Origin of the sequence: Saccharopolyspora cebuensis (assembly GCF_039542665.1) — a bacterium.
Taxonomy (GTDB): domain Bacteria; phylum Actinomycetota; class Actinomycetes; order Mycobacteriales; family Pseudonocardiaceae; genus Saccharopolyspora; species Saccharopolyspora cebuensis.
On the sequence record NZ_BAABII010000027.1, the window covers coordinates 1 to 22,370 of the forward strand.

Here is a 22,370-nt window from a genome sequence, read left to right on the forward strand (position 1 = left end):
ACTACTGTCCACACCCGGCCACGTTGCAACGACCAATTGAAACCACCGGCACCCTTGTCCCAGTAACTTGGGCAAGGGTGCCCCTCACTCATGTCCCGAACGGGTGACGCGCCCGGTTTGGCGCATCACTCCGAGGTTCAGGCCACGGTCCGGACGGCGGTCACGGGAGGGCGAGGTCGTCGACGAGCCGAGTCGTAGGCCGCGCGCAACTGCGCGAGCACGGCATCCGGTTCGCGCGTCAACTGGCTCGGCAGGGTGTGCACCACGACGACGCCTGCCGCCGTGAGCAGCGAATGTCGCTTCACCGTGGCCGCGTAGCTCGCGGGGGACAGGTGGTAGGCATGCGAGTCGATCTGCCATGCGAGGCCCACCTCGTCGATCCAGCCGTCCGGGATGCCCAGCAGTGCACCGGAACTGTCGAGCACCCGCACGTTCCACGACATCCGGGGCAGATCGCTGCGTTTGGCCAAGCGGTACGCGTGGCTTTCGGCGACCGAGTGGACGTCGGCCAGCATCTCTTCGACCGCGATGCGGGGCAGCCGCGTACCCCGTCCCGAACCGGCCTCGAGTTCGGCTTTCAGCGCTCTGGCACTGACCAGCCGCCGCTGGACCGCTTCGGCGAGCAGGGCGCGGATCGGATCGAGCTCGGTGAGTCGTCGCGCCGCGTCCAGCAGCGCGCGCACCATCGGCGCCACGGGGAATCCGCGCACCACATCCGGATCCGGGAGGCGCCGAGTCCGTTCCAGCACGACGTACCCGGCGCTGAGGCGACGTGCGGAGTGCGGGATGAGCACTCGTACGCGTCGTTGCTCCTCCGGAGCCCTTTCCAGGCCCTGGAGCCGCAGGGCGGCGCTCCCGGTGAGCATCGCATCCGGGCCTGCGTAGCGAAGCGCCGCGTCGTGGTGCTGATCGGGTGTCGGCGTTCCGGTGGAGAGCAGGACGATTCCCGGGAGTAACCGGGTCCACGGTCCGCCCGGGCCCGTCCGGGCGTGGACGGTCTGGCGGGGCACGCCGAGCTGGTCGAGCTGCTGGACGGTGACGATCCCGCGGTGGGCGATGGCCGAGACGTTGTCCCAATCGATGGGTGATTTCCTAGGCATGCCTCCACGTTCGGGGTACCGACGTGTCGTGCCAAGCACCATTTCAGGATCTGTGGACAACCCGGTCCCCTGTGGACAACTCCGTCACTCGAAAGATGTGTGAGTGAGGGGCACCCTTGTCCCAGTAACTTGGGCAAGGGTGCCCCTCACTCACTTCCCGGACGGGTGGAGGAGGGTGGGGAGGGGGCCTGGGTGGACGATGCCCAGGCGTTGGGTGGCTCGGGTGAGGGCGACGTAGAGGTCGTTCGCGCCGTGTTCCGAGCCGTCCAGGATGCGCTCCGGGTCGACCACCAGGACCCCGTCGAACTCCAGGCCCTTGCACTGCTCGACGGTGAGCAGCGCGACGGGGGAGCTCAGCCCCTCCGGGTCGGTGCCGATGGCCGAACCGGGCACCGACGTCGCGAGGGCGGGGCCGAGGTCGGCGAGCAGCTCGGGGGGCAGCAGGACCGCGAGGGTGCCGTCGCCGATCGACGCGCGCTCGGCGGCGATCAGCTCCGGCAGCTCGGCGGCCAGGTGCTCCTCGGGGACCTGCCGCGTCCACGGCTCGTGCCCGCTGGTGCGCACCGAGACCGGCGCCCGCAGTTCGGTGTCCATCGTGGACAGCACGTTCGCGGCCAGCGCCATGATCTCCGCCGGGGTCCGGTAGTTCACCGTCAGCTCGGCGAGGTTCCACCGGTCCTGGACGTAGGGCCCGAGCACCTCGCCCCAGCTCCGCGCGCCCCCGAGGGCACCGGTCTGCGCCACGTCGCCGACCAGGGTCATCGACCGGCTCGGGCAGCGCCGCATCAGCACCCGCCAGGCCATCGGGGAGAGCTCCTGCGCCTCGTCGACGATGACGTGCCCGAAGGTCCAGGTCCGGTCCTCGGCGGCCCGCTCGGCGGCGGTGAGGTCGCTGCGGGTCTGCTGCCGCTCGGCGAGCAGCTCGGCGTCGAGCACGTCGGAGACCCGCAGCCGCTCCTCGTCGGCGATCTCCTCGTCCTGCTCCATGATGTGCAGCACGCCCTGGGCGTAGGCGAGTTCCTCGCGCTGCCTGCGGTCCTGCTCGGCGCGGGTCGCCGCGTCGTCCTCGCCGAGCAGCTCGGCGAGCTCGTCGAGCAACGACACGTCGGCGGCGGTCCACGGTGCGCCCGGCTCCCGCAGCAGGGCGGCGCGCTCGGCGTCGTCGAGGTGCTTGCGGGTGGCGTCGGCCAGCCGGTCGGCGTCGGAGAGCAGCTCGTCGAGCACCTGCTGCGGGGTGAGCTCCGGCCACAGCGCCTCGACCTCGGCGGTGACCGCCGGGTCCGCCCGCAGCTCGGCGCTGATCTCGTCGAGGTCGCGCGGATCGAGCAGGTCGCGGCCGTAGCGGTCGGCCACCTGCAGGGTCAGCGCCGCGTACAGCTCGTCGCGGAAGACCCGCCGGGCCAGGTTGTGCGGGCGGCGGGCGCGCCGGGCCTTGGTGCGGGCCTGCGTGACGGCCTTGCGGTGGAAGCGCAGCGGGGCGCGGTCGAAGGTGATCTCGACGTAGTCCCGGGGCACCCGCTGGCGGTCGCGCACCGCGGCGGTCAGCACCGCGACCATGTCGGCCCGGCCCTTGATCTCCGCCGCGCGCGGGGAATCCGCGCCGGTGGCGGTGACGCCGGGGTAGAGCCCGCCGGTGGTCGACAGCAGCACGCCGGTCTCGCCCAGCGAGGGCAGCACCTGGCCGATGTAGCGCAGGAACGTCTCGTTCGGGCCGACGACGAGCACGCCGCGCTTGGCGAGCTGCTCGCGGAAGGTGTAGAGCAGGTAGGCGGCCCGGTGCAGCGCGACCGCCGTCTTGCCGGTGCCCGGACCGCCCTGCACCACCAGCACCCCGTTCATCGAGGCGCGGATGATCCGGTCCTGCTCGCCCTGGATGGTCTCGACGATGTCCTGCATCTGCCCGGTCCGGCGGGCGTCGAGCTTGGCGAGCAGCGTCGCCTCACCGGCCAGGCCGAGGTCGCTGCCCTGCTCGGCGGCGTCGAGGTCGAGCACCTCGTCCTCGAAGTCCAGCACCCGGCGCATGCTGGTCCGGAGGTGCCTGCGCCGCCGCACGCCGTCCCGCGACGCGGCGGTGGCCAGGTAGAACGGCCGCGCGGCGGGGGCGCGCCAGTCGACCAGCAGCGGCTCGTAGTCGTGCTCCTCGTCGAACAGGCCGAGCCGTCCGATGTGGAAGCTCTCGCCCCCGTCGAGGTCCAGCCGCCCGAAGCACAGCCCGTGCTCCACCGCGCTGATCTGGGTGAGCCGGTCGGTGTACATCCGGGTCGAGATGTCCCGCTCGGTGCGGGCCTGCGGGGAGCCGCCGCTGTCGCGCAGTGTCGTCCGCAGTCGTCGGGTGGTCTCCTCGCGCAGGTCGTCGAGCTTCGCGTAGAGCATGGACAGGTAGTCCTGCTCGTCGGCGATCTCCCGGCCGCGCTGGTCGGCGTGGGCGTCCCGATCGGCTCGGGCGTTGGACAATTGCGCCACCTTCGTGGAACGGGTCTGGGGAGCGGGCCCGCGCGGGCCCGACCCACCAATATACCGCGCGCGGCGGGGGCGCCCGGCGCGTCGCGAGGTGCGCGCGCACGGCCGTCGATCACCCGGACGTGACATGAGTGAGGGGCACCCTGTACCACGTCACGTGGTGCAGGGTGCCCCTCACTCGTGGGCGGAGCGCGTGGCCGGGCGGCCGGGTGGGGCCGGCCGCCCGTGGGTCTACAGGACCGCGCTCAGCCCCAGGATCACGACGAACGACACGACCGAGATCAGCGTCTCCATCGCCGACCAGGTCTTGAGGGTCTGCCCGACGCTCATCCCGAAGTACTCCTTGACCAGCCAGAACCCCGCGTCGTTGACGTGCGAGAGGAACAGCGAGCCGGAGCCGATGGCCAGCGCGACCAGCGCGCCCTGGGCGGGGTCGAGCCCGGCCACCAGGGGCACCACCATGCCCGCCGCCGAGATGGTGGCCACGGTGGCCGACCCGGTGGCGACCCGGATGCCGACCGCGATCAGCCAGCCCAGCACCAGCGGCGAGAGGTTGGTGCCGGAGGCGACGTCGATGATCATGTCGTTGACGCCGGACTCGACCAGGGTCTCCTTGAACCCGCCGCCCGCACCGACGATCAGGATGATCCCGGCGATGGCGGGCAGCGAGCCGCCGACGATGTCGGAGAGCTTCGCGCGGCCCAGCCGGGCGCCCCGGCCGAGGACGACGAGCGCGATCAGCACGGTCAGCAGCAGCGCCACCACGGGGGTGCCGACGGTGTCGAGCACCAGGTAGGCGATCCCGCCCTCGGCGAGCACCAGGTCGGCGACCGACTTGCCCATCATGAGCACGACCGGCAGCAGCAGCATGGCCACGGCCGTCCAGAAGCTCGGCCGGCGGACCGGGGTGTCGGAGTCCTCCGCCGGCTCGTCGGTGCCCCCGCCGAGCAGGTGGGTGGCGGGCGGCAGTTCCACCCGCTTGGCGATGAACGAGCCGAAGACCGGTCCGGCGACCACCGCGGTCGGGATGGCCACCACGATGCCCAGCGCCAGGGTCAGCCCGAGGTCCACGCCCAGCGAGTCCACCGCGGCCAGCGGGCCGGGGTGCGGCGGGACGAGGCCGTGCAGGACCGAGAGCCCGGCCAGCGCGGGGATGCCGATCTTGAGCATCGGCTGCTTCGCGCGGGAGGCGACCATGACCACGATCGGCACCAGCAGGACGACGCCGACCTCGAAGAACAGCGGCAGGCCGAGCAGCGCGGCGATGAACACCATCGCCCACGGCAGGGTCTTGTCCGTGGTGCGCCGCAGCACCGTCTCGACGATCTCGTCGGCGCCGCCGGTGTCGGTGAGCAGCTTGCCGAGCATCGCGCCGAGGGCCACGAGCAGCCCGACGTCGCCGACGGTGGAGCCGACACCGCCGGTGAAGGTCTCCACCAGGTCGCTGATCGGCATCCCGGCGACCAGGCCCAGCGCGGCGGCGCCCAGCGCGAGGGAGAGGAAGGGATGCAGCTTGGCCCAGCTGATCAGCAGGACGATGACCGCGATACCGGTGACGGCGGCGAGCAGCAGCCGCGTGTCGTGACCGGTCCAGGTGCCCGCGGCCTGGGCGAGCAGGGCGACGTCGGTCGAGCCGCCCGTGAGGCTGTGAAGCATGAGATGGGCTCCTCATTGAGCTGGTGCGCCGCCACAGCCTAGGCAATAAGTATGACTTTACAAGGGCCCGTACCGATAAAGTATGCCGTTATCCGGGTCACTCACCTATGTTTGGGGGCGATCCGACGAGGGAGGTGCCGGTGGGCGGCGGGCTGCACGGCAAGGTGGTGGAGGAGCTCGGTCGCGAGATCAGCGCGGGGCTGCACCCGCCCGGCACGGTGCTCCGGATCGACGAGATGGAGCGGCGCTTCGGCATCTCGCGCAGCGTGGCCCGCGAGGTGGTGCGCACCCTGGCGTCCATCCAGCTCGTGATGAGCCGCAAGCGGGTCGGCGTCGTGGTCCGCCCGCGCGCCGAGTGGAACGCCTTCGACCCGGTGCTGATCCGCTGGCTGCTGTCGGTCGACCGGGAGGCGCAGCTGCGCACCCTGGCCGAGCTGCGCACCGCGGTCGAGCCGGTGGCCGCTTCGGCGGCCGCCCGCAACGCCTCCGACGAGCAGGCCGCGCACCTGGTGGGCCTCGCGGAGCGGATGGTCGCCACCGCGCGGGCCGGGGACCTGGCGCAGTTCGTGGACGCCGACTGCGCCTTCCACCGCGCCGTCCTCGGTGCCTCGGGCAACCCGATGTTCGCCCAGCTCCACGAGGTCGTCGGGGAGGTGCTGCGGTGGCGGACCGGGCACGGGCTGATGCCGTCGCACCCGCGCCCGGTCGCGGTCCGGCTGCACTGCGAGATCGCCGAGTGCGTCCGCAGCGGTGACGGGGCGCGGGCCGAGGAGGCGATGCGGGAACTGGTCGCCGAGGCGCTGGAGGGCACGATCGCGCTGCTCGGCGAACCGGCCGCCGCCGAGTCCTGACCGCGTTCGCCGGCGGTCCTCCCGCTGCGGCGAACCCGCCGCGGGAAGACCGCCGCGGACCTCAGTAGCCCTGGTAGCTGCCGCCCGAGCTGACGCCGAGGACGCCGGGCACGTTCGACAGCGAGCCGTAGCGCTCGATCGCGTACCGGGTGGCGGCCACGATGTTGTCGACCGGGTCCAGGATGTCGCCGTGCCCGGGCAGGGCGAAGGACTCGAAGGTCGGCTCGATGGTCTGCATCAGGCCCTTGGAGGGGGTGCCGGCCAGCGCGTTCGAGTCCCAGCTGTTCACCACGTCGGGGTCGCCGCCGGACTCGTGCATGATGATCGTGCGGATCGCCTCGCGGTTGAGCTTGTCGGAGGGCACGCCGTGCTCCTCCAGCACCGCCACGGCCTCGTCGATCCACCGGCCGACCTCGTCCTTCGGGGGCGCCTGCGGAGCGGGTTCCGGGGCCGGGGGGACGGCCTCGGGGGCCCGCGGGGCGGGGTCGGCGGCCCGGGGGGAGGCCGCCGGTTCGGGGTGCGCCGCCGGTTCGGGGTGCGCCGGTCCGGGATGCGCCGCCGGTTCGGGGGGAGCGGCGGCGTCGGGGGCGGTCCGCGCCTCGGCGGCCAGCGGGGTGACGTGCGCCGCGTTCGTGACCTGCTCGGTCCCGGCGGACGCACCACCGGCCAGCGCACCGACCACGCCGACGGCGGCCACCGCGGCGCCGACCTGGACCGACCGCATCTTCGGGGGGAGGCGGTGCTGCCGGGTCGCAGGGCCGGACGATGTCTGATCGGGATGCTCGGGGCTCACGTGTCCCCACCCTCCTGCACGGAGGGTGCCCACGCACCGAGGTTTGTCCCGGCATGACTACCTGGTTTTGTGGGCGAAAGCGACTGATCGGGCGGCTTCCGACACGGTCGGTGACGATCTAGCTCCCGCTGTCGGCTGCGTCACCCTGCTTCTGGCCCGCGACCCAGCCGCCGATCTGGGCCCGCGAGGAGAAGTCGAGCTTCGACAGGATGTTCTGCACGTGGCCCTCGACGGTGCGCTGGGCGATCACCAGGCCCTCGGCGATCTCCTTGTTGGTGTTGCCCTGCGCCACCAGCTCGGCGATCTGCCGTTCCCGCCTGGTCAGCGGCATCGGGTGCACGTTGTCGTCCTCGCGGGCCTGCCGGGGCTGCTTCTTGGCCTCCAGCGCGAACTCGACCGCGCCGGGCAGCGAGAGCCGGCGGCCCCGGTCGAAGGAGTCCTGGAAGGTCTCCTCGCCGAGCATCTGCCGGGTCTGCTGGGCGTGCTCGGCGTGGGTGGCGCTGAACGGCGTGTAGAACGCGGGGGAGGCGCCGACGGAGTCCCACAGCGCGGCGGCGGCGCCGAACAGCCGCGCGGCCCGCTCGGCCCGCGCCTGCCGCTGCGCGGTCCAGGCCAGGGTGTCCAGGGTGAAGGCCAGGGCCAGCCGGTTGTCCAGTTCGCGTTGCAGCCGCAGCGCCTCCTTGGCGGCGTTCTCGGCCCGCTCCGCGGCGTCCTGGCGGATCGCCACCTGGGCCAGCGCCCACAGCGCGTAGGCGCGCCAGAACAGCTCCCCGTACCCGGCTGTGATCGCGATGCACTCGTTGAGCAGCGCCAGCCCGGAGTCCGGTTCCTCGCCGAGCCCCCGCACCAGCCCGAGCGCGAACAGCGCGAACAGCTCGCCCACGACCGAGCCCTGCGCCCGGGAGCGCTCCAGCGCGTCGGTGACCAGCCCGTCGGCCTGCTCCAGGCGCCCGAGGATGAGCGAGCCCAGGCCCCGGACCAGGGCGATCGCGGCCTTCTCCGCCTCGTCGCCGCGCCGGGTGGCCAGCACCCCGGCCTGCTCCAGCATCGGCATCGCCACCTCGACGTCGCCGAGCAGCAGCGCGAGCCACGCGTCGTAGCGCAGCGCCGCGGCCCGCTCCGGATCGTCGTTCGCGGCGATCTCCAGCGCTTGGTCGAGCCAGTGCCTGCCTTCGCCGTTGAGGCCCCGGATGCCCCAGTACTGGCCGAGCCCGGTGGCCATCCGCAGCGCCGTCGAGGCCGTCTCCGCGGAGGACAGCGAGGTGTGCAGGGCCAGCCGCACGTTGCCGTGCTCGCGGCGCAGCCGGTGAACCCACTCGACCTGCCGCTCGCCGATCCAGTCGGCGGCGAACCGGTCCACCAGGTCGGCGTAGTAGAGCCGGTGCCGCTGCTTCATCGGGTCCTGCTCGCCCAGCGCGGCGAGCTTGTCGTGGCCGTACTCGCGCAGCGCGTGCGGCAGCCGGAACCGCACCTCGCCGCCTTCCTCCTCGCGCACCAGCACCGACTTGTCCACCAGGGCGTGCAGCGCGTCGAGCACGCCGGCCTCACCCGCGCCCCGCCCGGTGACGTAGGCCGCGGCGGGCAGGTCGAAGGAACCGGAGAACACCGAGACCCGCGACCAGGCGACGCGCTCCTGCTCGCCGCACAGCTCCCAGCTCCAGTCGATCAGCGCGCGCAGCGACTGCTGCCGGGCGGGCGCGCCCCGGCGGCCGTCGGTGAGCAGGTCGGTGCGCCGGGCCAGCCGCTCCTCCAACTGCGCCAGCGACAGCGACCGCAACCGCACCGCGGCCAGTTCGATGGCCAGCGGGTTGCCGTCGAGGTGGTGGGACAGCCGCATCAGGGCCGGGGCGTTGTCCTGGGTCACCTCGAACTCCGGCACCGCCGCCCGCGCCCGCTCGACGAACAGCCGCACCGAGGCGTACTGCTCGTAGGCCTCCGGCGGCGGCAGGTGCTCCGGGTCCGGGGTTTGCAGCGGCGGCACGACCAGCGTCGCCTCGCCCGCCACGCCGAGCGACTGGCGGCTGGTGGCCAGCACCCGCACCGCCGGGCACCAGCGGGTCACCGCGTCCACCACCCGCGCCGCGGCGTCCACCACGTGCTCGCAGTTGTCCAGCACCAGCAGCATCTCGCGGTCGCGCAGGTGCTCCAGCACGGCGTCCAGGTCGGCGGTGGTCGGTCCGCCGAGGCCGAGCTGCTCGACCACGGCGTCGACGACCAGGTCGTCCTCTTCGACGTCCTCCAACTCGACCAGCCGCGCCTTGTCCCGGAACTGCCGCCGCATCCCCCCGGCCACCCGCAGCGCCAGCCGGGTCTTGCCGACCCCGCCGGGGCCGGTGAGCGTGACCACCCGCGATTCGGCCAGCAGCCGCTTGGTGAGGGTGATCTCCCGCCTGCGGCCGACGAAGCTCGTCACGTCGGCCGGGAAGGAGCCGGAGAGTTCGCCGTCCCGGGAGCGCGCAGTGGAGACCACGCACCGAGCGTAACCCGACAACGACGCTGTGACCTGCGATCTTGGTGCCGGTCCAGCGGTGCGGGGCCGCGGCGGTGCCACGGCCCCGCACGGGGGCGAACTCACAAGCACAGGATGACGCTGTTCGTGCTGGCGCTGCATTCGAGCAGCAGGCTCACGCCCGACGGTGGCTGCGCGTACCCGTGCGCGTGATCGGTGATCTCGAGTTCCTGCAACCGCAGTACCGCGTTCATGGTGCTCCTCCTTGTTTCCGTTCACCGCCCACGGTCGTGGGCGGGGCTCAGCGGGGCGGCGGCCACCAGGTCGGTGGGCGCGGGCGGGTAGGGCAGCAGCCGCGGGTGGTGGGCGAGCCCGGCCTGGAGCGCGAGCAGGACGCCCGCGGCGCCGGTGTCGAGGTCCATCGAGAGCCTGCGCAGCTCGGCGCCGGGGAAGGCGAGGCCGGGCCCGTGCGGCACCGCGTGCCAGGCCAGTTCCGCGAGGTGGGTGTCGATCGCGTCCTCGTCGACCAGGTCGGGGCGGACGGCGCGCACGGCGGCGAGGGTGAGCACGAGCCCGGCGCGCCCCAGTCCGAGGCCCGGCTGGATGGTGAAGGCGCTGCGGCAGGCGCGCACGAGTCCGGGCAGCTGCGCGACGGGTGCGGCGTCCGGCCGGTGGCTCGCCAGTTCGGTGATCGCGAGGGCGATCCCGGCCGAGCCGACCGCGAGGTACGGCAGCGTGCGGGTGCCGTCGCGCACCTGGATCGTCCCGTCCGGGGTGGTGCCGCATTCGGCGAGGTCGCGGTCGAGGGCGCGTTCGGCGAGGTCGAGCCAGGCGCGGTCGCCGGTGTGGGCGTGCAGCCGGGTGAACAGCATCGCCGGTCCGGACCACCCGTGGGCCAGTCCCGCGCGCGCCGCGCCTCCGGGCGGTGCGGCGGTGGGCAGCACGTCCGCGAGCCGTTCGACGAGGGCCGCGGCGTGGTCGAGCAGGCCGTCCTCGTGGTGCGTCCGGCCGAAGTGCAGCAGGTTCACCCCGACGCCGGAGAGCCCGCGGGCGAGGCCGTGGTCGGTGACGGCGGGCGGGGTGTGCTGCTCGACGAGGTCCAGGGCGGGCTGCGCGTGCCCGAGTTCGGCGAGGACGTAGGCGATGCCGTGCGCGCCGTCGTGCAGGCCCGGCCGGGACGGCGGGGTGCGCCGCGCGGTGTCGAGCAACCACCGCTCGTGCTCGGGCCGGGGGTCGCGGCCGGTGGCCAGGAGCGCGTGCAGCACACCGGCGGCACCGTGGGCGAAGGTCGCGCCGCCGGTGGCGAACTGCTCGATGTCGCCGGGGAACAGCCGGTCGGCCCGGTGCGGGGTGGCGCTGGCCAGGAGGGCCGCGGCGGTGCTGTCCTGCGCGGCCCGCCAGTCGCGCCGGTCGAACACCGTCGGTGCCGGTGGGCTCGTCGGTCGCCGCAGCGTCCGCAGCACGCCCGCGCCGTAGTCGTCGGGGAGGGCGAACCGGCGGGTGACGCGCCAGGCGTGGTCGCGGGCCACCGCGGGGTCGAGTTCGTGCAGCGGGGCGAGCGGGGCGAACAACCAGAGCTTCAGCGTCGCCAGCGCGTGCTCGTCGATCTCGACCCCGGTGCGGCCGGGCGGTGCGCGGAAGCCGGGTGCGCCCAGCGCGGGCCGCACGGGTTCCCCGATCGGGAAGGCCAGCTCGAAGTCGACCAGCGAGACGGTGTCGTCCTCGTCGACCAGCACGTTGGGCGGGTGCAGATCGCCGAAGACCAGGCCGCGCCGGTGGACCTCCGCCAGCAGCCGCTCGACCTGCTCCAGGATTCGCAGGGCCCGGTCGCGGTAGGCGGTGAGCGCGGCGGCGGTGCTGTCGGCGCGGGTGCCCGGGAAGTGCCGGGCCAGCCACGGGCCGAGCTTGCTGCCGGGCATCCGCTGCATCGCGAGGTAGTGGTGCTCCCACACCGAGAACCGGTCGTGCACCCGCGGGACGCCGGGCACGCCCGCGAGGGCGGTCAGCGCGCGGTGCTCGCGGTCGAGCCGGGTGACCGCGTCGGTGCCGTCGCGGTCCAGACCGGCGTGGGGGCGGGCTTCCTTGAGCACGACCTCCAGGCCGTCGCGCTTGCGGGCGGCCAGGTAGACCCCACCGCCGTTGGAGAAGTGCAGCGGGCGTTCGACGGTGCAGGGGAAGGGAGCATCGGCGTCCCGGGCCCGTGCGCTCGGCTCCAGGCAGGCGGGCAGCTCGACCCAGTCGGGCAGGTGGAACCCGGGCGCGCGCTCGTCGGGCACCAGGACGCCGTCCGGCCGCCGGATCGCGGGCACCGGCGTGCCGTCGCGCTCGACCCACCGGACGGCGAACCCGCCGTAGCGCACGTACAGCGGTCCGTCGCCGTACCGCAGATCGCTGAGGACGTACGGCCCGCGCACCCCGCGCAGGTCCGCCGACAGGTGCTCCAGCGCGTGCTCGAGCTGCTCGGTGCCGGTCGGGTAGAGCGTCAGCAGTTTCCCGCTCGCCTCGCGCGGGGCCGTCTTGGAGTTCCGGACCAGCAGCACCGACGGGCCGCGCAGGTGCTTGAACGCCAGCCGGTGCCGCAGGCAGTACCGCGCGACCACCTCGACCGCCCGCCGGGCCTCGGCCATGGTCGTCGACACGTGGATCTTCCAGCCCTGCTCCGGCAGCACCACGCCGTCCGGGCGCAGGCCCCGCCACCCGTCCCACTCCGCCACCGACCAGCCCGCGGGCACCGAGCAGCTGAAGTCGTCGGCCGGTCCCACCGCCCGCGGCACGTCGTAGAAGTACCGGTCGGCCGCGCAGTACGCGTCGTAGCGCTGGTCCACGTGTCCGCCTCCCGAACATCACCGGTGGGTGATCTAGGTCACTGCGGAATTGTCGGGGCGGGCGCGGCGCCCCTTCCAGGGGTGGCGGCGAGGATGCCCCGGGAGGCCAACCGGCCAGGTGACCACCGGCGGCCATCCGAGGGCACGGCCGACGGTGCCCCCGGCGACCGCGCGCTCCGGCCGCCCGGCCATCGTGGCGGGGTCGTCGTCGAGGAGCGGGAAGGTGCCGGGCGTGCGGTTCGAGGGATTCGGGGACGGGCTGGTCGACTTCTTCGAGGGCTTGGAGGCGGACAACTCCAAGGCCTACTGGAGCGACAACCTGGCGCACTACCGGGAGCAGGTGCGCGGGCCGATGGAGGCGCTGCTGGCCGAGCTCGAACCGGAGTTCACCGGGCCCGGGATGGCGGGCAAGGTGTTCCGCCCGCACCGCGACGTCCGGTTCAGCGCCGACCGCTCCCCGTACAAGACGCACTGCGGCGCGGTGATCGAGCGCGGTCGGGGCGGCGGTGCGTACTACGTCGAGGTGAGCGCGGCGGGGATGCTGGTCGCCGGCGGCTGCTTCCACGCCGAGCCCGACCAGCTCGCCCGGTTCCGCGGCGCGGTGGACGCCGCACCGCACGGCGAACGGCTGCGCGCCCTGCTGGCCGAGCTCACCGGCGCGGGGTTCCGGACCAGCGGTGACGTGCTGCGCACCCGGCCGCGCGGGGTCCCCGCCGACCACCCCCGGCTGGAGCTGCTGCGGCACCGCACCCTGCACGCCGTCCGGGACTGGCCGCCGGACGAGGCGCTGCACGACCGGCGCTGCCTGGACCGGGTGCGGCGGTCGTGGACCGCGCTGCGCGGGCTCACCGAGTGGTGCGCCGAGCACATCGGTCCGTCGGCGAAGCGCTGAGTTCCGGTGCGGTGCCCGCACGCGCGGTGGCCCCGCGCCTGAGCGACGCGGGGCCACGCGGAACGGGGCCTCAGAGGCCGAGGAAGTCCAGCAGACCCTCGTGCCCCTGGCCACCGGCCTGCGAGCTGGTGCCCGAAACCTGGGCGCCGTCCTCGCCTGCCGTGGCCTCGTGCTGCTGGTAGGACGCCTTGCCGGAACCGTCGTCCGGCGCCTTCACCTGCGTCTGGCTGGTGCTGACGCCCTCCTGCCCGACCGAGGTCTCGTGCTCGGTGTACTCGGCCGCACCGGCCACCCCGGACAGGCCGAGGACCAGCGGGGCGGACAGGACGCCGGCCGCGATACCACGGGTGAGCTTGCGCATCGGGAGAACTCCTCTCCTCGTCGCGTTCGCCGCGGCGGACCGCGGCTGCGGGCTCAACTGAACCCGTGATCAACGGCTACCCGACACCTCAGCGGCCACACCGACACCGGGAATGCCACATCTCACCGCCCGTCCCACCAATCCCCGAGGCGGCGGGCTCCGAACGCGACCAGCAGGCCGAGGGCGATGCCGAGCGCGTTCACCGCGACGTCCAGCGGATCCGCGCTGCGCCCCAGCGGCAGCACGCCCTGGAGCACTTCGGAACCGGCCGCGTAGCCCAGCAGCGCGGCGGCCAGCGCCGGAGCGCCGAACCCGGCGCGGCGCCCGGTGGCCGACAGCGCGGTGAACAGCGCCAAGTGGACCAACTTGTCGGTGCCCGCCGGGGCGGTGGGCACGCCGGAGGCGGGAGTGAACAGGATCACCACGCTGATCAGGATCACGCCCGGGAACGGCAGCCGGCGGGCCGGTGAGCGGGGGTGGTGCGGCACTGGGTCCTCTCACCTGGGGTTCCGCCCGGCGCGATCGGTGGCGCGGGGACGGCTCGATCGGGCCCGCTCACGCGACTCGGTGCTGCGGTGATCGGTCAAGAGACTACGCTAGCGTGATGTGAGTCGACGAGCCAAGATCGTTTGTACCATGGGCCCCGCCACCGCCAGTCCGGAGAAGGTGGCCGAGCTCGTCAGCAGCGGCATGGACGTCGCCCGGCTGAACTTCAGCCACGGCAGCCACGCTGATCACCAGCACGTCTACGACCTCGTCCGCAACGCGGCCGCGGAGTCGGGCCGCGCCGTCGGCGTCCTCGCCGACCTGCAAGGACCGAAGATCCGCCTCGGCACGTTCGCGGCGGGCCCCGTCGAGTGGCGCACCGGCGACACGGTGCGCATCACCGTCGACGACGTCCAGGGCACGCACGATCGCGTGTCCACCACCTACGCCGGCCTGGCCGACGACGCGTCGCCGGGTGACCGGCTGCTCGTCGATGACGGCAAGGTCGGCATGGTGGTCACCGCGGTCGAGGGCAGCGACGTGGTCTGCGAGGTGACCGAGGGCGGTCCGGTCTCGGACAACAAGGGGATCTCGCTGCCGGGGATGGACGTCTCCGTGCCCGCGCTGTCCGACAAGGACATCGAGGACCTGGAGTTCGCCCTGGAGCTGGGCGCCGATTTCATCGCGCTGTCCTTCGTCCGCAGCCCGGCCGACATCGACGTGGTGCACCAGGTGATGGACCGCGTCGGGCGTCGCGCCCCGGTGATCGCCAAGCTGGAGAAGCCCGAGGCGGTGGACAACCTGGAGGCCATCGTGCTGGCCTTCGACGGCGTCATGGTCGCCCGCGGCGACCTGGGCGTCGAGCTCCCGCTCGAACACGTCCCGCTGGTGCAGAAGAAGGCGATCCGGATCGCCCGCGAGAACGCCAAGCCGGTCATCGTCGCGACCCAGATGCTCGACTCGATGATGAGCAACTCGCGGCCGACCCGCGCCGAGACCTCCGACGTGGCCAACGCGGTGCTCGACGGGACCGACGCGGTGATGCTGTCCGGCGAGACCAGCGTGGGCCGCTACCCGATCGAGACGGTCGAGACGATGGCCCGCATCGTCGAGGCCGTCGAGTCCGGTTCGGCGACCCCGCCGCCGCTGAGCCACGTGCCGCGCACCAAGCGCGGGGTGATCTCCTACGCGGCCCGCGACATCGGCGAACGGCTCAACGCCAAGGCGCTGGTGGCCTTCACGCAGTCCGGCGACACCGTGCGGCGGCTCGCCCGGCTGCACACCCGGCTGCCGCTGCTGGCCTTCACCCCCGAGGAGTCGGTGCGGAGTCAGCTCGCTCTCACTTGGGGGACGGAGACGTTCCTGGTGCCTAAGGTGGACACCACCGACCAGATGGTCCGCCAGGTCGACCAGGCGATGCTCTCGCTGGGCCGCTCCCAGCGCGGGGACACGGTGGTCGTCGTGGCCGGTTCCCCGCCGGGAACCGTCGGCTCCACCAACCTGATCCGCGTGCACCGGTTGGGCGAGGAGGACCACGTCTGATCCGATCCGACGACCGCCGCGGACACCAGGGCGTCCCGCCCTCGGGGTCCGCGGCGGTGTTCTCGAACGAGGAGCACCCGTGACCGAAGCGGCCCGAGCTGCGGCGGCCGACCCCGGCGGCCTCGACCTCCCCGGCGACGTGCCGCGGGACGCCAACGGCATCGCGCACGGCCAGCCCGTGCTCGACCGGCTGGTGTCGCTGCTCGACCTGGAGCGCGTCGAGGAGAACATCTTCCGCGGCGTCAGCCCGGCCGAGTCCCCGGTGCGGGTGTTCGGCGGCCAGGTCGCCGGTCAGGCGCTGGTCGCGGCCGGGCGGACGGTGCCCGCCGAGCGCCACGTGCACTCGCTGCACGCCTACTTCATCCGCCCCGGCGATCCCAGCGTGCCGATCGTCTACGAGGTGGACCGCACCCGCGACGGCCGGTCGTTCACCACCCGGCGGGTGGTCGCGGTGCAGCGCGGCAAGCCGATCTTCTCGCTGTCGGCGTCGTTCCAGGTCCGCGAGGACGGGCTGGACCACGCCGAGCCGATGCCCGACGTGCCCGCCCCCGAGGAACTGCCGACCTGGGGCGAGCAGGTCGGGGACCTGATGGCGCGGTTCGGCCGGACCGAGCCGCGGCCGATCGACGTCCGCTACGTGACCGACCCGCCGTGGGTGGCCCGGGACAAGGGCAAGCAGGAGGCCCGCAGCCAGGTGTGGATGCGCGCGGACGGCGTGCTGCCCGCCGACGACCTGCTGCACGTGTGCATCGCCGCGTTCGCCTCGGACATGACCCTGCTGGACTCGATCCTCGTCGCGCACGGCGTCTACTGGGGACTGGACAACGTCAACGGCGCCAGCCTCGACCACGCGATGTGGTTCCACCGGCCGTTCCGCGCCGACGAGTGGCTGCTCTACGACTGCGCGTCGCCCAGCGCCTCCGGCGGCCGCGGACTGGCCACCGGGCGGTTCTTCTCCCGCGACGGGCAGCTGGTCGCCACGGTCGTCCAAGAAGGACTGCTGCGCGTGCTGGACTGAACCCGACGGATCAGCCGCCGCGCCGCCTGCGGGCCGGGCGCAGGTGCCGCGGCGGGGTCAGCGCGCGGGTGTGCACCTGCTCCAGCACCACCGAGCTGGTGAAGTGGCGCACCTCGGTGCGCGAGGCCAGCGTGTCCACCAGGAACCCCTGCAGGTGCGCGGTGTCGGCGACGGCGACGTGCAGCAGGAAGTCGGCCTGCCCGCTGACGTGCAGCAGCGAGCGGGTCTCGGGCTGGGCGAGGACGAACTCCCGGAACTGGTCGACGATCCGCCGGGTGTGCGGCCGGACGTTGATCGACACCACCGCCTCCAGCGGCAGCCCGGTCGCCGCCGGGTCCACGTCGATGTGCGACCCGGTGATCACGCCGCGTTCCCGCAGCCGCCGGACCCGTTGCAGGCAGCTCGACGCCGCCAGGCCGACGCGTTCGGCCAGCTCCCGGTTGGCCAGCGTCGCGTCGTTCTGCAACTCCTCCAGGATGCGCCAGTCGACCGCATCGAGTTCGACGGATTCCTTCACATCCGAACATGCTACGGCGATCGTGGCGACCTCGCGAACGAACCACGGAGGATGGGCGCGAATCCGCTCGAACTGATCTGGAGGACTGCTGTGCACATCGCCTGGGGGCCGTTCCTGCTGGCGCTGGTGGTGATCGTCCTGGTACCCGGCCCGGACTTCGTGCTGGTCACCCGCAACGCCGCGAACGGGGCGCGGTACGGGTGGCTGGCCGCCGCCGGGGTCACCTGCGGGCTGCTGCTGCACGCCGCCGCCGCCACCCTGGGGCTGTCCGCGCTGGTGCTGGCGTTCCCGGCCGCGCTGCTGGTGGTGAAGGCGATCGGGGTGGCCTACCTGGGCTGGATGGGAATCCAGACGCTGCGCCAAGCCCACCGCGCCCCCGCCCCCGCCGAGGCCGACATCGCCCCGCCCGCCTCCGGCGGCGCGGTGTTCCTGCGCGGCCTGCTCACCGACGTGCTCAACCCCAAGGTGATGCTGATGTTCCTGACCCTGCTGCCGCAGGCGATGCGGCCCGGCGCGGACCCGATGGCCCAAGCCGCGCTGCTCAGCGCCGTCGCCGTCGCGGCCTTCGGCTGCTGGTGGCTGGTCGTGGTCCCCTCGGTGCGCAGGCTCACGGCGCTGCTGGCGGCACCCCGCCGCCGCACCGCCTTCGAGCGGTGTTGTGGTGGGGCCCTCCTAGCAATGGCAGCCTCCATCGCTTTTGCTTGATCTTTCGGTGTCCGTGGTCTTTTTGGCGCGCGGTGCGGGTGGCGGAACCTCAGCGGTCTTCTCGCTCCGGGCGCCCTTCCTCATGTACAAGCGCGTACACAGCGTCAGGGCGTCCTCGCGAGAAGGCCGCTGAGAACCCGCGGCGGTGCCGGTTGCGAGGGTGGGGTAGTGCGGAAGCGGCTCGCGCCGCTTGCCTGACGGGGGTTTTTCGGCGCGTGCGTGGGTTGGAAGCGGCTTTCGCCGCTTGCCTGTCGGTGGTCGGGTTTCGCGCGTGCGTGGGTGGACGCGGCTTTGGCGCTTGGGTGGTTGTGGTCGTGGCTGGTCGTTGACCGCGGGTGATCGTGGGATTACGCTCCGGGTCCTCTCGGCGATCGGAGTGGCGGATGCGACGCGCGGTGCTGGTGGGGCTGGTCGGTGCGGTGCTGCTGCCGCTGGTGGGGGCGGTGCCGTCGGCGGCGGCGCGCACCGGGCCGGAGGCGTTGCGGGCCGACCTCGACGAGATCCTGGCCGATCCGCGGCTGGACGGCGCGCACGCCGGGGTCGTGGTGCGCGACCCGGCGACCGACGAGGTGCTCTACAGCAGGCAGGCCGACGTCCGCGCCACCCCGGCGTCTAACGCCAAGCTGCTCACCGCCGCGGCGGCCTTGGAGGAACTCGGCCCGGAGCACCGGTTCCGCACCGACGTGGTGACCGACGCCCCGCGTCGCGGACCGGTGCTGCTCGGTGATCTCCACCTGCGCGGCACCGGCGACCCGACGCTGCGCGAGCAGGACCTGCACGCGCTGGCCGAGCAGGTCGCGGCGAGCGGCGTCCGGGTGGTGCGCGGGCAGCTCAAGGCCGACGCGAGCTGGTTCGACGACGTCCCGCTGGGCACCGGCTGGATGTGGGACGACGAGCCCTACTACTACGCGGCCCCGGTGTCGGCGCTGACCCTGGCGCCCACCGCCGACTTCGACGCGGGCACGGCCCTGGTGCGCACCGCGCCGGGCGAGCCGGGCGGGCCCGCGGTGGTGGAGGTGGTGCCGCGCACCGACGCGGTGCGGATCGACAACCGGGCCACCACGGCCGCCCCGGGTACCGCGCCCGACGTGCGGGTGCGCCGGGAGCACGGCGGCGACACCGTGGTCGTCAGCGGCTCGGTCCCGGCCGGCGGTGCTCCGGTGGAGGACTACACCAGCGTGCGCGACCCCGCCGCCTACGCCGTCGACGTGTTCGCCCGCGTGCTGCGCGAGCACGGCGTGCGGGTGGGCGGCACCGGCGCCGGGGTCGCGCCCGCCGGAGCGCGGACGCTCGCCGAGCGCGAGTCGATGCCGCTGCGGGACCTGCTGCTGCCGTTCCTCAAGCTCTCCAACAACGGGCATGCCGAAGTGCTGGTCAAGGCGATGGGCCGGAAGGCGCGCGGCGCGGGGACGTGGGACGCCGGGCTCGCGGTGGTCGAGGAGCGGCTGGCCGGGCTGGGGATCGGACGCGGCACGTTCCGGCTCGTCGACGGCTCCGGACTGTCGACCATGGACACGGTCAGCCCCGCCCAGCTCGCCCTGCTGCTGGACAACGCGCGGCAACGGCCCTGGTTCCCGGTGTTCACCGCCGCGCTGCCGGTCGCCGGGATCGAGGACCGGGCGGTGGGCGGCACGCTGCGCGGCCGGATGGACGGCACCGCGGCGGAGGGCGTCGTGCGCGCCAAGACCGGCTCGCTCACCGGCGTCACGTCGCTGTCCGGCTACGTCACGGCCGCCGACGGGACGCCGCTGATCTTCTCCGTGCTGTTCAACGACTTCCTGTCGGACTCGCCGAAGGACCTGGAGGACGCCGTGGCGATCCGCCTCGCCGAGTACCGGGGCGCGGCCGATCGGCCGCGGGAGATCGCACCGCTGCCGAACGCCGGTGCCGACGATCCGGCGACCCGGGTGGACGAAGGCGCCGTGGAGTGCTCCTGGACCAAGAGCTGCTGAGCCGAGGGTGGGATTCCTGGGGCCGTTGGGGTGCGCGGGTTCTCGGGGACGGGATCGGGGAGGACCCGGTGCCGGGTCGGGAGGTTTCCCGGGCGCGGGTTCGACGGGCGCAGGTAGCGTGATGAGCGCCCAGCCGCCCGCGTCGAGGAGAGCACGTGTCGTTCATCAGCGAATTCCTGGCCTTCGTCGCCGGATTACCCAGGCCGCTGCTCGTGCTCGTCACCGGCGCGCTGGTGCTCGGCGAGTGCACGATCGGCCTCGGGTTCCTGGTGCCGGGGGAGAGCGGGTTGCTGATCGCCTCGGCCGCGGTGACCGACCTGGGCTTCTTCTTCACCCTCTCCGGCGTGGTGGCGGCGTGCGCGGCGCTCGGGGACAACATCGGGTACTGGCTGGGCAGGCGGTACCGGCTGAAGATGCGCGAGACGCGGGTGGTGCGCAAGCTCGGCCAGCAGCACTGGGACCGGGCCGGCCGGTTGCTGCGCCGCTACGGGATCGGCGCGGTGCTGGTGGCGCGGTTCCTCCCGGTGGTGCGCACGCTCACCCCGGCGGCGGCCGGGGCCAGCGGCCTGGGCTACGGGCGGTTCCTCGCCGCCTCCCTGATCGGCGCGGTGAGCTGGTCGGCGCTGCACGTCAGCATCGGCTGGGCGGCCGGGGCGTCGGCGAAGTACATCGAGGCGTGGCTCGGCCGGGCGAGCTGGCTGCTGATCGCCGTGCTGGTCGCGGTGGTCGTCGGCACCTGGCTCTACCGGCGCAGGCAGCAGGCCCGCGTGCACCGCGCCACCGCCGCGCAGGACGACGAGGTCGAAGAAGCGGCCTGACCCGCCCAACGGAGCGGACCCCAGCACCCCTCCGCGCCGAGGACCCCAAAGCCCCCGGCGCCGCACCCACCCGGGTGATCCTGAACGAGGTGAGGGGCACCCTTGTCCAAGTAACTCGGACAAGGGTGCCCCTCACTCAACTCCCGAACGGGTGGTGACGGCCGGGCGTCCACCCGATCCGGTGGTTCCAGGTGAGGGGCACCCTGTACCCAGTGACGTGGTACAGGGTGCCCCTCACTCGGTTCACTTCCGGGTGGTCCCGTGCGGGGGCGTCACGGGGAGGCGTGCTCGCCTTCGCCGGCGGGTTCGTCGGGGGACCGGCCGCGCCGGGAGAACCGGTAGCCGATGATCACGGCCGCGGCCAGCAGCGGCGCGATGTAGAGCGCCACCCGGGTTTCGGCGTCGAACCCCAGCAGCACCAGGACCATCGCCAGGAACGCCAGCACGAGGTAGTTCGAGTACGGCGCGAACGGCATCCGGAACCGCCCGGCGGGCAGCAGCCCGGCCCGCACCTTGCGGTGGTAGCCGAGGTGGGCGAGCAGGATCATGCCCCAGGTGAAGATCGCCCCGATGGTGCTCGCGCTGGTGATGTAGACGAACGCCTGCTCGGGCACCAGGTAGTTCAGCACCACGCCGACGAGCATCGCGCAGAAGGTCACCGCGATGGCCCGGGACGGCACCGCGCGGGGGCTGAGCCGCCCGAGCGCCCGCGGCGCCTGGCCGTCCTGGGACAGCGTGCGCAGCATCCGGCCGGTGGAGTAGATGCCGCTGTTGCAGGACGACAGGGCCGCCGTGGTGACCACGAAGTTGACCACGCCCGCCGCGGCCGGGATGCCGATCAGCGCGAAGGCGTGCACGAACGGGCTGCCGTCGGCCGGGAACCGGAACCAGGGCACCAGCGCGGTCAGCGCGGCCAGGGCGCCCACGTAGAAGATCAGGATGCGCCACATCACCGCGTTGATCGCGCGCGGCAGCACCTGCCGCGGGTTGGCGCTCTCGCTGGCCGTCTGCCCGACCATCTCCACGCCGACGAAGGCGAACATGACGATCTGGAAGGACACCAGCGCCGCGACCGGTCCGTTCGGGAAGAAGCCGCCGTGCGACCAGATGTTGCTCAGCGAGGCGGTGTCGCCGAGGTCGCTGAAGCCGAACACCAGGATCGCCGCGGCCAGCACGATCAGTCCGATGATGGCCAGCACCTTGATCAGGGCGAACCAGAACTCGAACTCGCCGAACAGCTTCACCGCGATCAGGTTGACGCCGCTGAGCACCACCAGCGCGCCCAGCGCCGGGATCCACTGCGGCAGGCCGGGGAACCAGAACTGGAAGTACTCGCCGACCGCGGTGATCTCGGCCATGCCGGTGACGATCCAGACCATCCAGTAGCCCCAGCCGGTCGCGAACCGGGCCCACGGGCCGACGAACTCGCCCGCGTACTCCGCGAAGGACCCGCTGACCGGCCGGTACATCAGCAGCTCGCCCAGCGCCCGCATCACCAGGAAGATCATGCCGCCCGCGATGGCGTAGATCAGGATCAGCCCGGGGCCGACCTGGTGCAGCGCCTTGCCGGAGCCGAGGAACAGGCCCACGCCGATCGCACCGCCGAGCGCGATCATGTTGATGTGCCGGTTGCTCAGGTCCCGGCGGTACTCCTCGGTGGCGGGCGTGCTCATCGGCGCGGACTCCTCACCCGGTGGTGTGCTGCTGGCAGCGCCCGATACTGCGCCACCGCCGTGCCATCCGCAAGCCGGAAATAGTTGTCACCGAGGGAGTTTCGGCCCCATAACGATCCACTTCGGATCTTCCGGACGCAGCAGGGGCCCGCGTTCGGCGAACGCGGGCCCCTGCTGGTTCAGTCGGTCACAGCTCCGGGTAGAGGGGGTTGGCTTTGGCCAGGGTTTCGACCCGGCCGCGCAGTGCGGTGGCGGTGGCCTCGTCGAAGCCG

Annotated in this window: 18 protein-coding genes; 7 read left to right on the forward strand and 11 right to left on the reverse strand. The window is 73.1% G+C overall.

Going from position 1 to position 22,370, the window contains the following annotated elements:
- Positions 1 to 137 precede the first annotated feature (137 nt).
- The 3 genes from ABD976_RS28750 to ABD976_RS28760 form a co-directional block, all read right to left on the reverse strand.
- Positions 138 to 1,160: a hypothetical protein gene (locus tag ABD976_RS28750; RefSeq protein ID WP_345368224.1), complete on the reverse strand. Its 1,023-nt coding sequence runs from the start codon at positions 1,158 to 1,160 to the stop codon at positions 138 to 140.
- A 90-nt stretch (positions 1,161 to 1,250) separates the two neighbouring features.
- Positions 1,251 to 3,554, reverse strand: a complete 2,304-nt coding sequence (locus tag ABD976_RS28755; protein WP_345368225.1) for a HelD family protein — start codon at positions 3,552 to 3,554, stop codon at positions 1,251 to 1,253.
- 237 nt (positions 3,555 to 3,791) lie between these two features.
- Positions 3,792 to 5,177 (reverse strand): GntT/GntP/DsdX family permease, encoded by a 1,386-nt coding sequence (locus ABD976_RS28760; RefSeq protein WP_425570133.1) that lies wholly within the window; start codon positions 5,175 to 5,177, stop codon positions 3,792 to 3,794.
- Positions 5,178 to 5,356: 179 nt separating this feature from the next.
- On the opposite strand from ABD976_RS28760, the gene ABD976_RS28765 reads away from it, so the two are divergent.
- Positions 5,357 to 6,067, forward strand: coding sequence for a FadR/GntR family transcriptional regulator (locus ABD976_RS28765; RefSeq protein ID WP_345368227.1), 711 nt, complete (start codon positions 5,357 to 5,359; stop codon positions 6,065 to 6,067).
- 61 nt (positions 6,068 to 6,128) lie between these two features.
- Here the strand turns inward: ABD976_RS28765 and ABD976_RS28770 are convergent, their stop codons facing one another.
- From ABD976_RS28770 to lanKC, 4 genes are all read right to left on the reverse strand, one after another.
- Positions 6,129 to 6,791, reverse strand: a complete 663-nt coding sequence (locus ABD976_RS28770) for a transglycosylase SLT domain-containing protein (RefSeq protein ID WP_345368228.1) — start codon at positions 6,789 to 6,791, stop codon at positions 6,129 to 6,131.
- A gap of 187 nt (positions 6,792 to 6,978) precedes the next feature.
- Positions 6,979 to 9,330 carry an ATP-binding protein gene (locus tag ABD976_RS28775; RefSeq protein WP_345368229.1) on the reverse strand — a complete coding sequence of 784 codons (2,352 nt, stop codon included), beginning with the start codon at positions 9,328 to 9,330 and terminating at the stop codon, positions 6,979 to 6,981.
- 101 nt (positions 9,331 to 9,431) lie between these two features.
- Complete coding sequence (locus ABD976_RS28780; protein ID WP_345368230.1) at positions 9,432 to 9,563, reverse strand: SapB/AmfS family lanthipeptide; 132 nt, start codon at positions 9,561 to 9,563, stop codon at positions 9,432 to 9,434.
- A 21-nt stretch (positions 9,564 to 9,584) separates the two neighbouring features.
- On the reverse strand, positions 9,585 to 12,134 hold the full coding sequence (gene lanKC / locus ABD976_RS28785; RefSeq protein WP_345368231.1) for a class III lanthionine synthetase LanKC: 2,550 nt from the start codon (positions 12,132 to 12,134) through the stop codon (positions 9,585 to 9,587).
- Positions 12,135 to 12,366: 232 nt separating this feature from the next.
- Here lanKC and ABD976_RS28790 point away from each other — a divergent pair, with 232 nt between their 5' ends.
- Positions 12,367 to 13,026, forward strand: a complete 660-nt coding sequence (locus tag ABD976_RS28790; protein WP_345368232.1) for a DUF2461 domain-containing protein — start codon at positions 12,367 to 12,369, stop codon at positions 13,024 to 13,026.
- A 70-nt stretch (positions 13,027 to 13,096) separates the two neighbouring features.
- Here ABD976_RS28790 and ABD976_RS28795 read toward each other — a convergent pair whose 3' ends face one another.
- Entirely contained in the window at positions 13,097 to 13,387 is a 291-nt protein-coding gene (locus ABD976_RS28795) for a hypothetical protein (RefSeq protein WP_345368233.1), read from the reverse strand.
- Between the two features lie 122 nt (positions 13,388 to 13,509).
- Positions 13,510 to 13,827, reverse strand: a complete 318-nt coding sequence (locus ABD976_RS28800; RefSeq protein ID WP_345368234.1) for a VanZ family protein — start codon at positions 13,825 to 13,827, stop codon at positions 13,510 to 13,512.
- Positions 13,828 to 13,993: 166 nt separating this feature from the next.
- On the opposite strand from ABD976_RS28800, the gene pyk reads away from it, so the two are divergent.
- Both pyk and tesB read left to right on the forward strand, forming a co-directional pair.
- The gene (pyk, locus tag ABD976_RS28805; protein ID WP_345368235.1) at positions 13,994 to 15,415 is read left to right on the forward strand and encodes a pyruvate kinase; all 1,422 of its coding nucleotides are present in this window, start codon (positions 13,994 to 13,996) and stop codon (positions 15,413 to 15,415) included.
- Positions 15,416 to 15,494: 79 nt separating this feature from the next.
- Positions 15,495 to 16,433 carry an acyl-CoA thioesterase II gene (tesB, locus tag ABD976_RS28810; RefSeq protein WP_345368236.1) on the forward strand — a complete coding sequence of 313 codons (939 nt, stop codon included), beginning with the start codon at positions 15,495 to 15,497 and terminating at the stop codon, positions 16,431 to 16,433.
- Between the two features lie 10 nt (positions 16,434 to 16,443).
- Here the strand turns inward: tesB and ABD976_RS28815 are convergent, their stop codons facing one another.
- Positions 16,444 to 16,950 carry an Lrp/AsnC family transcriptional regulator gene (locus tag ABD976_RS28815; RefSeq protein ID WP_345368237.1) on the reverse strand — a complete coding sequence of 169 codons (507 nt, stop codon included), beginning with the start codon at positions 16,948 to 16,950 and terminating at the stop codon, positions 16,444 to 16,446.
- A gap of 90 nt (positions 16,951 to 17,040) precedes the next feature.
- On the opposite strand from ABD976_RS28815, the gene ABD976_RS28820 reads away from it, so the two are divergent.
- The 3 genes from ABD976_RS28820 (at position 17,041) to ABD976_RS28830 (ending at position 20,425) form a co-directional block, all read left to right on the forward strand.
- Entirely contained in the window at positions 17,041 to 17,655 is a 615-nt protein-coding gene (locus tag ABD976_RS28820; RefSeq protein ID WP_345368238.1) for a LysE family translocator, read from the forward strand.
- A gap of 383 nt (positions 17,656 to 18,038) precedes the next feature.
- Complete coding sequence (dacB, locus tag ABD976_RS28825; protein WP_345368239.1) at positions 18,039 to 19,607, forward strand: D-alanyl-D-alanine carboxypeptidase/D-alanyl-D-alanine endopeptidase; 1,569 nt, start codon at positions 18,039 to 18,041, stop codon at positions 19,605 to 19,607.
- 155 nt (positions 19,608 to 19,762) lie between these two features.
- Positions 19,763 to 20,425, forward strand: a complete 663-nt coding sequence (locus ABD976_RS28830) for a DedA family protein (protein WP_345368240.1) — start codon at positions 19,763 to 19,765, stop codon at positions 20,423 to 20,425.
- 272 nt (positions 20,426 to 20,697) lie between these two features.
- On the opposite strand, the gene ABD976_RS28835 is transcribed toward ABD976_RS28830, so the two are convergent.
- The gene (locus tag ABD976_RS28835; protein ID WP_345368241.1) at positions 20,698 to 22,098 is read right to left on the reverse strand and encodes an amino acid permease; all 1,401 of its coding nucleotides are present in this window, start codon (positions 22,096 to 22,098) and stop codon (positions 20,698 to 20,700) included.
- Positions 22,099 to 22,370 lie beyond the last annotated feature (272 nt).